The following is a 13,617-nucleotide window of genomic DNA, read 5'->3' on the forward strand; positions in this document are numbered from 1 at the left end:
AATTGGCGGGCCCCTGTGTTTCACAGGGCGGCGGTGAGGGCGTCGAGGAGCGCCTCGTTCGCGTGCCTCTCGCCGATGGAGATGCGACAGGTGCCGGGGACCAGGCGCCCGACGTCAGCGACAAGGATGCCCGCGGCGCGCAGCCGGTCCATGACCTGTTCGTGCTTGTGCAGCCGGACCAGCAGGAAGTTGGCCTGCGACGGGAACACCCGGTCCACCGTGGGGTGTTCCGCCAGAAGTGCGGCCATGCGGTCCCTCTCGGCCAGGATGTGGCCGATGCTGTCGCGCACGCGGCGCACGTCGACGAGCCGTTCCCGTACGGCGTGCTGTGAGGCGTCGGTGAACCCGAAGGGCACTTGCACCCGGCGCAGCCCCTCGATGATTCCGGGTTGGGCAAGGGCGATGCCGCAGCGGGCCCCGGCGAGCCCCCACGCCTTGGACAGGGTGCGCAGCACGATGAGGTTGTCGTGCCCGGCGACCAGGCCCGCGTACGAGGGCTTGTCGCTGAACTCGACATAGGCCTCGTCGATCACCACCAGCCCCTGTGTGCGGGCGATGAGCTCATGGACCTGCTCGGGGTCGAGCCGGGTGCCGACAGGATTGTTCGGGTCGCACAGGATCGTGACGCGGGGGTCGGCCGCCAGGATCCGCTCCACATCGAGCCGGTTCACGTCATCGCCGCCGAGCGGAACTTCCACGACGGGAAGGCGCAGGACCTGGGCGAAGTGGGCGTAGAGCTCGAAGGTGGGGGGTGTCACGCAAACCCGGTCGCCCGGCGAGGTCAGTGCGGTGAGGAGCAGCATGACGGCGTCCACCGACCCGCTGGAGAAGAGCAGGTGATCGGTCGTCAGGGCACCGATGCCGTCATGGCCCGGCAGACCGGCCACGGTGGTGAGGTAGGTACGGGCGAGGTCCGTCGTGTCGAGTTCGGGATAGCGGCCGCCGGGGCCCAGTAACGGATTGGTGTTGCTCGACAGGTCGACCAGGTCGAAGCGCGGGCGGTGCCGGAAGCGGGCCGGGCCGGGAACCGCGACGGTGGTGACGGGCAAGGACGCGAACCGGGATATCTCCGGTACTGCGGGCGCCTGTTCCGCGGGCGCCTGTTCGGGGGTCGCGAGGCCGGGGGTACGCAGCCAGTGGTCGAGCGGGACGAAGAGGTCGGCGCCCAGGGCGCGCCCGTGTTCGGCCTCGCCCTGGCCGAGGTGGACCCAGTCGAGGCCGTCACGGCGGGCCTCGACGTACACCTGGTACAGGGAGACCGCGTGGAGGTCGTGGCGGTCGGCGGGATCGTCGCGGTCGGTGGTCAGCGCGAGGCAGTACAGGCCCCGGCCGCTGTGGGAGCCCACGAGGAGTCCGGCCTGGACGACGGTCTCGCCCCGGCGCCGGACGAGCAGCTCGGCGCGGTCCGCCAAGTGGCTCTGTCGGAGCGCCCCCAGAGCCGCTGCGTCGAGGAGGCCGCCGTGCAGGTCCACGAAGGCGTCGCGCGCCCACGGCCTCTCGTCGAGCCCGCTCAGCGGGATCCGCTCCCAGCTGAGGTCGTCGGACACCGCTCGGCTGCGCCGGTGCAGATCGTCGAGGCGCTCGGCACCGATACGGCCGCGCAGCAGCGCGTCCACGTCGCCGCTCAGCCGCACCACGCACTCCGCGCCGGCCGCGACCGGGACGAAGCCGGCCGCGCGAAGCGCCCCGGTGTCGTCGGTGCGGCGGACACGGGGCACGAGGATCTGCGCGGCCGCCGACTCCGCGGCCCTGCGGATGAGCGCGTCGACATCGTGCGCGGCGGGGGCGGGACTCGTCGGGCCGTGACCGGCGGCGCCTGCGACCAGGGTGGGGCGGTGCAGGACATCATCTTCAGTGAACGCCCCTACGCCCAGGCCAAGTCGAGACAGGGCGCACACCGGTTCACGAGACCCGAGGGCCGCGCACAGCACCTGTCGCAACGCGTCGAGGTCAACGGTCCTGCGCATGCCGACTCCCTTCCTGGAACGTCCCTCGGTACGCGTCGATGCGATCGCGGTACTCCTCGAACAGCTCACCGAGGGTGCGGGCGATCCCGGCCTTCCAGCCGATGGTGCAGTCACCGATGAGGCCGCGCCGCACCTCGTGGTCGAAGATCGCCGTCTCCCTGCTGAAGTCGCTGCGCTCCAGGCGCAGCGGCACCCCGGTGAGGTCGGACATGTACTCCATGAGGTCGGTGACACCGACTTCCTCGTCGCCGCCCCAGTTCACGACCCGGGCGGGTGCCTGCGCCGCGCCCCACAGCAGCGGCACCTGACGTACGACGTCATCCGTGTGCAGGAGATTGCAGTGGTTCTGCCCCTGGTGCGGCACCGCCGCCGGCTTTCCGCCGCGCATCTCACGGAAGAGGATCAAGGGGACACCGCCATGACCGTACGGGCCGTAGGCGATGTTGAGCCGGGCGATCACCGACGGCAGACCGAGCGCCTCGGACAGGCCGCGGACGACACCCTCCGCGGAGAGCTTGGCGACGGGGTACGTGGGCAGCCAGGGCGCCGCACCACCGAGCGGGTCGCCCTCCCGGTAGCGGTGGGTGGGCTCGGCACGGTGGTAGACGACGCCGGACGACACGTAGAGGAAGGCCTCGGCGTCGGCGCAGTGCGTCATCAACCGGGCGGTGCCCGTGGCGTTGACGCGCGCGGTCTCCTCGAAGTCGCGGCCGTCGCCCCGGTGCACCGCGGAGTGCAAGACGTGCGTGAAGTCCCGTGGCAGTGCGTTCAGTTCACCGTCCGCCATGTCCCAGGTGGCGGTGCGGGCGCCCGCGTCCTCCAGCGCCTTGCGGGCGCCCGGGTCGCCGAACCGGCCCAGGCACCACACCTCGTTGTCGCGGGCGAGCGCCTCGGCGACGGGCCGTGCGACCTGGCCGGTTCCGCCGGTGACGAGAATCTTCTTGCCGTGCATGATCGGCCGCTCCTGGTTCATCGGTTGAGCGCGCGGGCCAGTTCGCGTCGCAGGGTCGCCTGGAAAGTCTGTACGTGCTGAGGGCTCATCAGGGTGTAGTGCTCCCCGTCGACCTCGATGTACTCGTTGGACCGACGCGTGAACCGGGCCCAGTGGCGCAGCTGTTGGTCCAGCCAGTCCTGCTTGGTGCCCTTCAGCGGGGTGCAGTAGAACACCGTGACCCGCTCGACCGATCCGGAGGGTTCGTAGGTACGGCCCAGGTGGACCATGCTCTGCGCCAGGTGGACCCAGGCGGTGAACCGTTCGATGGTGAGGTCGAGTTCCGTCAGCCGGCGTTTCGGTGCGTGGTCGACGAGATACGCCAACTGGTCGGCCTCCGGCAGGGGGCGCAGGGTCGCGGTGAGGTCCGGGATGTCGGAGGGGTCGATCAGTTCGAGGAACAGGGCGAGATTGATCGCGCCGTCGGTGAAGGTGATCTCGTTCATCCGGCCGGAGATCGACGGCGGCAGATTGAAGATGCCGACGAACTTCACCTCGTCCCCTTCGGCCTCGAGGCGTTTGGCGATCTCGAACGCCACGGCGCCTCCGTAGGAGTAGCCCGCGACGGCGTACGGCCCGTCGGGCTGGGTCCGCCGGATCGCGGCGACGTACGTGGCGACCATCTCGTCGAACGACGCGAAATGAGTCTCGCCCTTGCCGAACCCGCGTGCGCGCAGCGCGTGGAAAGGCCGATCGCCGGTGAAGTACTTGGCGAGGTTGACGAAGACGAGCACTTCGCCCAGGCCCGGGTGCACACAGAACAACGGCGTTCCGTCACCGGTCACCTGGAGGGGCACCAGCGGGTCGTACGCGGCGTCCCCGCCGGCTTCGCGGTCGGCGGTCAGCCGACGGGCGAGCGCGCGCACGGTCGGCGTCTGCAGCAGTGTCGCCATCGGTACGTCATCGATACCGAACGCCTTCTGGATCTGCAGCTTGAGCCGCAGCACGTCGAGGGAGGTGCCGCCGAGATCGAAGAAGCTGGCGGTCGCGTGCACCTGCTCGATGTTCAGCACGCGGGCGTAGACCTCGGCGAGCGTGGTCTCGGCGTCGCCTTCCGGAGCCACGTGGCCGCCGAGGAACCGGGTGTTCACCTCGTCCGCGCGGCGCGCTGCGGCATCCAGGTCACCGGCCTCGACGGCGGCGCGCAGCTGTATCCGCAGGATCTTGTTGAGGTTGCTGCGGGGGATGGACGACTCGGCGACGGGCAGGATCAGATGCGGCCTGAATCCCCAGTGCATGATCGTGGAGCTGCGGATCGCGACGAGCGTCCGGTACAGGGAGGTCTCGTCCGTCGCGTCATCGGCGGGGACGAACGCGACGGCGAGCTGTTCGGAGTCGGCGCCTTCGGGCCGGAACGGGAACGCGGCGATCTGCCCGCGCCGCACGCCGTCCAGTTCGTCGAGGGCCGCTTCCAGGTCGTGGCTGTAGTAGTTGACGCCGTTGACGATGATGGAGTCCTTGGTACGACCGACGAGCGTCAGCCGGCCGTCGGCGTCCAGGAGTCCGAGGTCCCCGGTGCGAAACCAGCCGTCGTCGGTGAACGCCTCGGCGGTGGCCGTCTCGTTCCCGTAGTACCCGCTGGTGACCATCGTGCCGCGCAGTTGCACCTCGCCCGGCTTGGTGCAGCCGGGCTGCCGCGTGGAGGACAGTACGATGCCGTCTCCCCCCGCGACACGGATCTCCAGACCCTCTACGGGGCGTCCGAGCGGCGGGAACTCCAAGGCCAGGTCGCGAGCCGCGAAGTCGCGGTTGAACACGCTGCCCGCGCAGGTCTCGGTCATTCCGAAGGCGGGCACGACCACGTCGCCGCGCAGTCCGTACGGAGCGAGCGCCGCCAGGAAGCTCTGCACGGTGGCGGTCACGGTGGCCTCGCCGCCGGAGATGACGTGGCGTAGCTGCGACAGGTCCCACTCGCCCGCCGTGGGCGGCTGCTTTTCGAGTGCCTGATTCAGCTGCCCGAACAGGAAGTTGGGGGTGAAGGTCACCCGCACCCGATGCGCGGCGACCAGCCGGAGGAACTCCAGGGGGTCGGTGAGGACCGTGGCCGGGTCCGTCATGACCTGGTCCGCTCCGTTGAACATGGGCAGCAGATGGGCCTCGACGGCGGCGATGTGGTCGGTCGAGATCCAGTTCAACGAGGTGTCGTCGGGCCCGAGTCCGAGCGCTCCCGCCTTCCCGGCTTGCGCGGCAAGGAGATTGGCGTGGGTGAGCCGGACGGCCTTGCTCGACCCGGTGGACCCTGAGGTGAGCATCAGCAGGGCGAGGTCGTCCGGGCCGGGTGTGTGCAGCGGCTGTGTCCCGGCCGTCGCATGGCTCAACTCCTCGACGGTCACCGATCGCAGCCCCACATCGGGCAGTTCGCGAGGGGTCTCCTTGGAGCCGATCACCAGCGGGTCGCCGAGCAGCGTCCGCAGATGTTCCAACCGGTCGCGCCACCGAACCGGATCGGCCGCCGGGGCGACCGGGCACGGCACGACGCCGCTCAGCACGCAGCCCCAGAAAGCGGGAAAGAAATGCTCGGGGTCGGTTGCCGTTATCAGCACGCGCTCGCCCGGGGCGGTGTCGTGGTCGCGCAGTCCCTGCGCGATGCGGGCGGCGGACTCCCGTAATTCCGCGTAGGAAAGGAATGGGCCGCCGACGAAGGTTACACCGCGGGACGTGTTGAGCGCCGCTCTTTCAAGCAGGTCGGGAAGCGTCGTGACACGACGTAATTCCGGCATGAAAAGAGGACCTCCGGTCGAAGGGGAGGAGAAGGCGGACAGGGGTGTGCCACGCTTTCCCTGACGTATGGATGCTTGATGAACGTGCTGCGGACGGCCGACGAGGGGCTGCTAAGAGCACGAAGCCGCTCGTTGCGCTCCGCCGGTCACGTTGAATCGGACGATGTCGCGAACCTTCTTCTCCAGTTCGGGTTCGTCCGGGGCGGACACGAGCGCCTGACCGACAAGGCCGTAGGGGCCGGTCGGCGCGTCGGGTGACGAGTCGTAGTGGATCTCGTCGAACTGGAAGGCACGCTCGAAATCTTCCTGGGTCAGGTGTCCGCTGTCGGGACGCCGCAGGAGGATGCATCCATAGAAACGGTCGGGCGCTCCGTCGCGCCCCGTCCGGGTCGGCGGCTCACCGAGCGCCAGGCCGATCTCTGTGTCGAGCAGATCGACACCGTACGTCTTTTCATAGATCTGTGGGGAAAGCCCGCCGGGAAGCCGAATGGCGCACTCGCCGAAGGTGAGCGCCGTTTCTTCCTCGAAAATCTCCAGGTGGAAGACGCAATCGGGAGCACCAAGGCTTCCGAGGACCTGGTGGACGATCGTCTCGGACTGCTGGTACAGCCCGGTGTGGAGCCTTCTGTCCAGCACCCACGCGGCGAGGGTCCCGTCCTTTGCGGCATCGATCGGTGCTTCGTGGTAGCGGCCCATCGACGACCACTGGAGCTCACCAGCTCTCCAGATGCCGTCGATGTAGACCTCCGGCGCGTCGATGAACGACTCGGCGACGATTTCCACGTCCGACGCCCCCGAGAAGAGCGAGAGTGCCTGTTCGTACTCCTCGGCGGAACGGACGATGTTCGTGCGCAGGGCGCCCGCCCCGTCCGCCGGCTTGACTACGAAAATCTTTCCCAGATCGTCGACGAGATCCTGGTAGGAAGCGCCCTTCGGTACATGCCGACAACGCGCTCGCCGGACTTCGGGAGGGAGCCCGCTCTTCTGGAGGTACTTGTCACGGAAGGAGAGGACGGTGCGTGAATCCGTATTACCAGGAAGGTTCAGCTGCTGCCGCAGATAGGCCGCGGTGAACACTCCCATTTCGTGGACGGACAGGACGCCGACCACGTTGTCGAGCCGTCGGGCGAGCACCGCGCGCAGCACTTCCTGGGCATTTTCGAAATCGGTTACCCAGCACGATTCCCGGTCGTCCGGTGCGCCCCTGGGAGCCTGGACCACATAGAAAGGATTCAGGCCTCGGCGTCGCAGCGCCTGGTCGAGATCGCCTCGATATCCGATGACGATCATTGTCGACATATTTGCCCCCGTATTTGATTCAGACGATCGATGGACCGGATGAACTCTTTTTACCTTGCCCGAGGATGGCGCGTTCGTATCGTTTCACAGTCGCCCCGTGATGTGGATACGCACCGGCATGATCATTTACCCTGACGCTGTGACATGGATCACAACATAATGATGTGGGCGCGAAGCTGCAGTCTGCAATTCTGGCCATGAATTCCACTATTACCGGCAAACGCGGCAAGTGACTGTCAGGGCGGCCGGCTCCCCACTGTGGCCGCCGCGGACTCGGCCCTCAATACGAGCACCATCCCGCAACTACCTGGCCTTCTCGGCCTCGCCGCCGCCCTGTGTCGCTACAAACGCGTCGTCCGCCTCGCCGCATAGAAACGGAACTTATGGATGAGCAGGCACCGTTGGCGTAGTCTGAGAGCGCCTGATCGCGCGACAAAACGATTCGCGGCCTTCCGATGAACCCCGTCGACCGGTTCCGTCGACGCTGCGGGCGGTCGTGTTCGCCGACTGCCGCTTTCGGAGGTTCCGGTGAGGAAGTACTGCAAGTCCTACCTGTTGGATTTGGCCGAGTTCGCTGGCAAAAAGGTCCTCATCGATATCGACTCCTCCATCGACCCCCGCTCTACCGCCAAGTCGAGGCGCACCTGGGCATCGTCGGCATCCCCTTTCTCGGCATCGAGTGCGACGGTGCCCCGCTCAACCGGCTCCACCATGTGCCGCTCACCAGGCCAGTGATCAAGAAGTTGAGCAACTCCCGCAAACCGTCCGGCTCCGACGCCGCCCGGGCCGCCGGCATCACCGTCGAGCTCGGCGCCAGGAAGGCGCACGTCCACGCCATGGTCAAGGAGCCCTGACAGGGCCACCTCATGGCGACGACACACCCCGAGGACACGCACCAGATCAAGCGGATCGACGAGTTCACGACCTGGTGCAAGGACCCCGGCATCAAGGCCGGACACCTTTACGGCCAGCAGGAGTGGCGCTGGTAGCCGATCGACATCCCGCCATCGGTCTTTCAGGAGGTACTTCTATGTCGGTGCATGACATAGCGCACGTCGAGCTCTACACGAAAGACGCACCTTCTGCCGTCGATCACTTCGTCGCCGGGATGGGCTTCCTCCGCGTCGCGGACGTCGCGCAGCCCGACCGGAGTTCCATCCTGTTACGGCAGGGCGGGGCACAAGTGATCGTCACCTCGGGCCGGGGAATCTCGAAATTCCTCGACCAGCACGGTGACGGCATCGCCGACATCGGTCTGACCTGCGACGACGTGGCGGAAACCCGCTCCGCGGCACTGGCGGCCGGTGCCAAGCCGCTCGACGCCGAGTACGGCCACCCGGTCGTGTCCGGATTCGGCGACGTCACCCACACCCTGCTGCCGCACCGCGCCGGCGCCGCGGAGCCCGCCCTGCCCCCGGGCCGCTCCTGGGTGGCCGCGCCCCAGCCACCGGCCGGACCCGGGGACCGGATCCGGTTACTCGACCATGTCGCCGTCTGCGTCGAGGGCTCCCGGCTGACCGAATACGCCGACTACTACCGAGACGCCTTCGGTATGGACCGCTACTCCTCCGAGTACGTCGCCGTCGGTGAACAGGCCATGGACTCGATCGTCGTCCGCAGCGCCTCCGGAGGCGTCACCTTCACCCTCGTCGCTCCCGACCCGACGAAGAGCCCCGGGCAGCTCGACGCGTTCCTCGAACGCAACAGCGGTCCCGGCGTCCAGCACCTGGCCTTCCTGGTCGACGAGATCATCCCCACGGTGCGCGAATTCCGGGACCGCGGCGTGGAGTTCCTCGCCACCCCCGGCACGTACTACGACATGCTCGCCGAGCGGTTCGCCGGAATGAGCGGGGAGATCGCCGAGCTGCGCACGGGCCAGATCCTCGCCGACCGCGACGAGTGGGGCTATCTCCTCCAGCTGTTCAGCCGCTCGCCCTACGAGCGCAACACGCTTTTCTACGAGCTCATCCAGCGCCAGGGTTCCCGGGGGTTCGGCAGCGCCAACATCCGCGCCCTGTACGAGGCCGTGGAGCGCGACCGCCTGGCCGTCGGATGACCGGCGTGGACGACCCGGGGGCCCCGCGTGGCCTGTACACGCTGGCCGACTACGCGACCCGGGCCTGTGCTGCCCTCCCCCGCGCCACCTGGGACTTCCTGGAAGGCGGCGCAGGGGAGGAGCGGACGCTGGCGGCCAACACCGACGCCTTCGACCGCGCGCGGCTCCTCCCGCGCGTGCTGTCGGGCGTGGGCCGACCCGACACCGCGACCCGGATCCTGGGGCGGACCTGGGCCGCGCCGCTCGCCGTAGCCCCGCTCGCCTACCACACGCTGGCCCACCCGTCCGGGGAGGTCGCCACCGCACGGGCCGCCGGCCGCGCCGGACTGCCGTTCGTGGTGAGCACCTTCGCCGGGCGCACCTTCGAGGACATAGCCGAGGCGGCGGACGCCCCGCTCTGGCTCCAGGTGTACTGCTTCCGCGACCGCGCCCTGACACGTGAACTCGTCGCGCGTGCCGAGCGGTCCGGATTCGAGGCACTGGTCCTCACGGTGGACGCGCCCCGGCTCGGCCGACGGCTGCGCGACCTGCGCAACGGCTTCCGGCTGCCGGAGGGCGTCACGCCCGCCAACCTCACCGGAGACGGATTCGCCTCGCCCGCGGACCACGCGCGCGCCGCCTTCGACGACACCCTCGACTGGTCGGTCGTCGATTGGCTGCGCTCCATCAGCTCACTCCCGGTACTGGTCAAGGGAGTGCTCACCGCGGCCGACGCGCACCGCGCCCTCGCGGCCGGGGCCGACGCCATCGTCGTGTCCAACCACGGCGGCCGCCAACTGGACGGCGTACCGGCCACCCTGGACGTCCTGCCGGAGGTCGCGGCGGCCGTGGCGGGGGACTGCCCGATCCTCCTCGACGGCGGTGTCCGGCGGGGCCATGACGTACTCTCCGCGCTGGCGCTCGGTGCCGACGCGGTCCTCCTGGGGCGGCCCGTGCTGCACGGGCTGGCGGTGGGCCAGGAGGACGGCGTCGGGCAGGTGCTGGACATGGTCATCGAGGAACTGGCCGAGGCGATGACTTTCACCGGTACCGCCACGGCCGGTGAGGCGGGGCCCCACCTGGTGGCGGCCCCGACGGACTCCCACCGGCCCGCGCCCCACCCGACGGGCGCCGCCCGCGCCGCCCTCCCGCCGCCCGCACCCGTCCGGAGCGGATCCGACGGCTTCGCCCTGAGCAAGGAGGAACTGCACGGCAGCGTCCGTGACCCGGTGCTGGACACCATGACCTTCCTCAACGAGATCACGCACCGCTACCCCGACGCGATCTCCTTCGCACCCGGCCGCCCCTACGACGGATTCTTCGAGGCCGAGCATGTCTTCGAGTACCTGCGCCGCTATCTGGACCATCTGGAGGCGGGCGGGGCGTCACCCGAGCAGATCCGCTCCGCGCTCTTCCAGTACGGCCCCACCAGCGGCCAGATCCGCGAACTGATCGCCGACTCGCTACGCAAGGACGAGGGCATCGACGTGACGCCCGAGTCGGTCGTGGTCACCGTCGGCTGTCAGGAGGCGATGCTCCTGGTGGTGCGGGCACTGGTGTCGGGGCCCGAGGACGCCCTGCTGGTCTCCAGCCCCTGCTATGTCGGGATCACCGGCGCGGCTCGGCTGCTCGACGTCGAGGTGACCCCGGTCGAGGAGGGCCGTGGCGGCTTCGACTGCGCGGTCCTGGAGGCGGCGCTTCTCGCCGAGCGGGCTCGCGGCCGACGCCCGCGCGCCTTTTACGCGATCCCCGACCACTCCAACCCCTCCGGCGCCACCATGCCGCTGAGTACCCGTCGGGAACTGCTGGCCCTGGCAGACCGCCACGACATGCTGATCCTGGAGGACACGCCGTACCGGATGGTCAGCCCCGGAACGCAGCTGCCGACCCTGAAGGCCCTGGACCGGCGCCGCCGGGTCGTGCACCTGGGCTCCTACTCCAAGACGCTCTTCCCCGGCGCACGTGTGGGCTTCGTGGTCGCGGACCAGACCGTCGTGGACGCCCAGGGGCGCACCGGGCTGCTGGCGGACGAACTCACGAAGATCAAGAGCATGGTGACGGTGAACACGTCGCCGGTGAGTCAGGCGGTGGTCGCCGGCATGCTCCTCGCCGCCGACGGCCGGACCTCGCGGCTCAACACCCGGACCGCGGCCCACTACGGCGAGGCCATGCGGGTGACCCTCCAGGAACTCGACCGAAGTTTCCCGGAAAGCGACCGGACCGCGCTGGGCGTCCGATGGAACGAACCGAGCGGCGGCTTCTTCCTCGCCGTCGACGTCCCGTTTCGCGCCGACGATTCCGCGCTCATCCGCTCGGCCGAGGAATTCGGGGTCATCTGGACACCCATGTCGTATTTCTATCCGCGGAGCGGCGGCGACTTCAGCTTGCGGCTGTCGGTCAGCTATCTGACGCACCAGGAAATCTCGGACGGCGTCGAACGACTGGCACGCTTCATCAAGGCCCAGGCGGGATGAACCGGAATCTCACTGCCCGCCGAGCCCGCCCCACCGCTCGGCGGGCAGCCCCCGCACAGCGAAGCGGTGCGCTTCCGTTTTCCGCGGACACATCGCGCAGGTACGCGAATCCGACCGGCTCCGGCGGCCGGGCCGAGCGGGTGCCGCGTACGTCGCGCTCCGCCGCGGCCGCCCGCGGCCCCTGCGCGAACAGCTCCCGCGGCAGGCCGACGCCGGTCGGCACCCGTCAGGATCCGCTCACGGGACGGCGTTCGATGCCCCTGGGAGGGCGACGGCGCCCACCCGCGCCACCTATGAGGCGAAGAACTCCGCCAGTACCGGAGCCAGCACCGCCTGGTCCACCGCGTGGCTCTGACCCTCCAGGACGCGATAGGTGCCCTGCGGTGCGGACTCCGCAACCGCTCTGGCCGCCTCGCGCATCCACGCGGGGCTCGCGCCGCCGGCGATCGACAGCAGCGGCACGGAAAGGGTGGCCAGCCGCTCGCGGGGCACCCGGCTGTCGCCCATCGCGGCGTTGTCGTACGCCAGGGTCGGCGCGATGGCCTCCATGCCGGGCCAGGCGTGGGACATACGCACTCCGGCGATCATCTCCGGCGGTGTGCCGACCAGGGACAGGAACAGTTCGACCGCGTCCCCTCGCCGGTCCTGGCCGAGCAGCTCGGTCAGCCGCCCGGTGTACTCGGCGCGCTGCTCGCCGGCCCCCTCGTCGACGGCGAACGGTGTCTCGTAGACGGCGACCTCGCGCACGGGCAGCCCGCTCGCGGTCGCCTCCAGGGCCAGCGCGCCGCCCGACGAGATGCCGTAGAGCGCCGCGCTGCCCCCGAAGGCCTCGATCAGCGCCGCGATGTCCTCGACCTCCCGGGCCACCGCGAAGGGCGTGGTGTCGCCGCTGTCACCGCGGCCCCGCCGGTCGTAGGTGACGGCACCGAAGCGGTCCGAGAGGGCCTCGGCCAGGGGCGCCAGCGTGGCACCCGTACACATGGCGCCGCCGACCAGGACGACCGTCGGGCCGTCACCGTGGCGTTCGTACGCGATGGGGGTCCCGTCGCGCGAGATCGTCTTCTTGTCCATGTCTGTAGAGACTGCCCCGCGGTCCGGAACTCATCGCGTCACCACGCCCGCGTCGGCCCAGGTCCGCCCGGAACTCAGGACACGTCGACCTCGTAGAAACAGAGGTGGTCCCTGATCTCGGAGACATCGGGCTCGGGGTCGGGATACGCCCAGACGAGATCGGCCGCGTCGGGACGCGACCAGTAGGACGCGGTGCCCTTGAAGGGGCAGTAGGTGTGGGTGTCGGAGGGCGTCAGCAGGTCCAGGCGGACGTCCTCGGGCGGCAGGTAGTAACGCACCGGACAGCCGGTCTCGCGCAGCACCAGGGGGCGGTCGCTCTCCGCCAGGACCTGGCCGCCGTGCACGACGCGGACGTGCTGTGCGCCCCGCTCGATGGTGATCGTGTGTCCTTCAGCCATACCGGGAAAGCGCTCGCGAGCCCCGAATCGTTCCCGCGTACGGTGAAGTCATGAATATCTGCGTCTTCCTCTCCGCCGCCGACCTCGACGACCGCTACACGCGCCCCGCGCGGGAGTTCGCCGAACTGCTCGGCAAGGGTGGCCACACCCTGGTGTGGGGCGGCTCCGACGTCGGGCTGATGAAGGTGGTCGCCGACGGGGTGGAGCAGGCGGGCGGGCGGCTGGTGGGTGTCTCCGTGGACTTCCTCGCCGCCAAGGCGCGCGCGGGCGCCGACGAGATGGTCATCGCCCGAGATCTGGCCGAGCGCAAGGCGCTGCTCCTGGCGAAGGCCGACGCGGTGGTCGTCATGGTCGGCGGCACCGGGACCCTCGACGAGGCGACCGAGATCCTGGAGCTGAAGAAGCACGGGAAGACCGAGAAGCCGGTGGTCCTGCTCAACACGGCCGGCTTCTACGACGGCCTCAAGGAGCAGTTCCGCAGGATGGACACCGAGGGCTTCCTGCCCCGCCCGCTCACCGACCTGGTGTTCTTCGCCGAGGAGCCGGTCGGGGCGCTGGCCTACCTGGAGGAGAGCGTCGGCATCCGCTGACGGGCCGGTACGCGCCGAGGCGCCGACGCCCGTGACGTGTCGGCACCCGGTTCGAGGGTGGTCCCCGGTGAT

11 protein-coding genes are annotated in these 13,617 nt (G+C 69.4%); 5 read left to right on the plus strand and 6 right to left on the minus strand.

The features are described from left to right. Positions 1 to 20: 20 nt before the first annotated feature. The 4 genes from ACFYW8_RS32985 to ACFYW8_RS33000 all read right to left on the minus strand — a co-directional run bounded on the left by ACFYW8_RS32985 (position 21) and on the right by ACFYW8_RS33000 (position 6,968). Positions 21 to 1,967 carry a pyridoxal phosphate-dependent aminotransferase gene (locus ACFYW8_RS32985; protein ID WP_389085989.1) on the minus strand — a complete coding sequence of 649 codons (1,947 nt, stop codon included), beginning with the start codon at positions 1,965 to 1,967 and terminating at the stop codon, positions 21 to 23. Next, positions 1,951 to 2,919: an NAD-dependent epimerase/dehydratase family protein gene (locus tag ACFYW8_RS32990; protein ID WP_389086226.1), complete on the minus strand. Its 969-nt coding sequence runs from the start codon at positions 2,917 to 2,919 to the stop codon at positions 1,951 to 1,953. The genes ACFYW8_RS32985 and ACFYW8_RS32990 overlap by 17 nt, the downstream gene beginning before the upstream one ends. Before the next feature lie 17 nt (positions 2,920 to 2,936). Continuing rightward, positions 2,937 to 5,678 carry an alpha/beta fold hydrolase gene (locus ACFYW8_RS32995; RefSeq protein ID WP_389085994.1) on the minus strand — a complete coding sequence of 914 codons (2,742 nt, stop codon included), beginning with the start codon at positions 5,676 to 5,678 and terminating at the stop codon, positions 2,937 to 2,939. A 111-nt stretch (positions 5,679 to 5,789) separates the two neighbouring features. Next, positions 5,790 to 6,968, minus strand: coding sequence for an acetyl-CoA carboxylase biotin carboxylase subunit family protein (locus tag ACFYW8_RS33000; protein WP_389085999.1), 1,179 nt, complete (start codon positions 6,966 to 6,968; stop codon positions 5,790 to 5,792). Positions 6,969 to 7,708: 740 nt separating this feature from the next. On the opposite strand from ACFYW8_RS33000, the gene ACFYW8_RS33005 reads away from it, so the two are divergent. Genes ACFYW8_RS33005 through ACFYW8_RS33020 form a run of 4 tightly spaced genes read left to right on the plus strand, consistent with a single transcriptional unit; the run spans position 7,709 to position 11,486 of the window. Continuing rightward, positions 7,709 to 7,831: a hypothetical protein gene (locus tag ACFYW8_RS33005; protein ID WP_389086004.1), complete on the plus strand. Its 123-nt coding sequence runs from the start codon at positions 7,709 to 7,711 to the stop codon at positions 7,829 to 7,831. Between the two features lie 12 nt (positions 7,832 to 7,843). Beyond that, on the plus strand, positions 7,844 to 7,966 hold the full coding sequence (locus ACFYW8_RS33010) for a hypothetical protein (protein WP_389086009.1): 123 nt from the start codon (positions 7,844 to 7,846) through the stop codon (positions 7,964 to 7,966). Between the two features lie 41 nt (positions 7,967 to 8,007). After that, a complete protein-coding gene (gene hppD / locus ACFYW8_RS33015) occupies positions 8,008 to 9,033 on the plus strand; it encodes a 4-hydroxyphenylpyruvate dioxygenase (RefSeq protein WP_389086014.1) in 1,026 nt (341 codons plus the stop codon). Beyond that, positions 9,030 to 11,486 carry an aminotransferase class I/II-fold pyridoxal phosphate-dependent enzyme gene (locus ACFYW8_RS33020; RefSeq protein ID WP_389086019.1) on the plus strand — a complete coding sequence of 819 codons (2,457 nt, stop codon included), beginning with the start codon at positions 9,030 to 9,032 and terminating at the stop codon, positions 11,484 to 11,486. Before hppD ends, ACFYW8_RS33020 begins: the two co-directional genes overlap by 4 nt. A 291-nt stretch (positions 11,487 to 11,777) precedes the next feature. On the opposite strand, the gene ACFYW8_RS33025 is transcribed toward ACFYW8_RS33020, so the two are convergent. After that, complete coding sequence (locus ACFYW8_RS33025; protein WP_389086023.1) at positions 11,778 to 12,557, minus strand: alpha/beta fold hydrolase; 780 nt, start codon at positions 12,555 to 12,557, stop codon at positions 11,778 to 11,780. A 74-nt stretch (positions 12,558 to 12,631) separates the two neighbouring features. Beyond that, complete coding sequence (locus ACFYW8_RS33030; RefSeq protein ID WP_389086029.1) at positions 12,632 to 12,955, minus strand: DUF427 domain-containing protein; 324 nt, start codon at positions 12,953 to 12,955, stop codon at positions 12,632 to 12,634. Positions 12,956 to 13,005: 50 nt separating this feature from the next. Here ACFYW8_RS33030 and ACFYW8_RS33035 point away from each other — a divergent pair, with 50 nt between their 5' ends. Then, complete coding sequence (locus ACFYW8_RS33035) at positions 13,006 to 13,545, plus strand: TIGR00730 family Rossman fold protein (RefSeq protein WP_389086034.1); 540 nt, start codon at positions 13,006 to 13,008, stop codon at positions 13,543 to 13,545. The last annotated feature ends 72 nt before the right edge of the window (positions 13,546 to 13,617 follow it).

Source organism: Streptomyces sp. NPDC002742 (genome assembly GCF_042888885.1).
Taxonomy (GTDB): domain Bacteria; phylum Actinomycetota; class Actinomycetes; order Streptomycetales; family Streptomycetaceae; genus Streptomyces.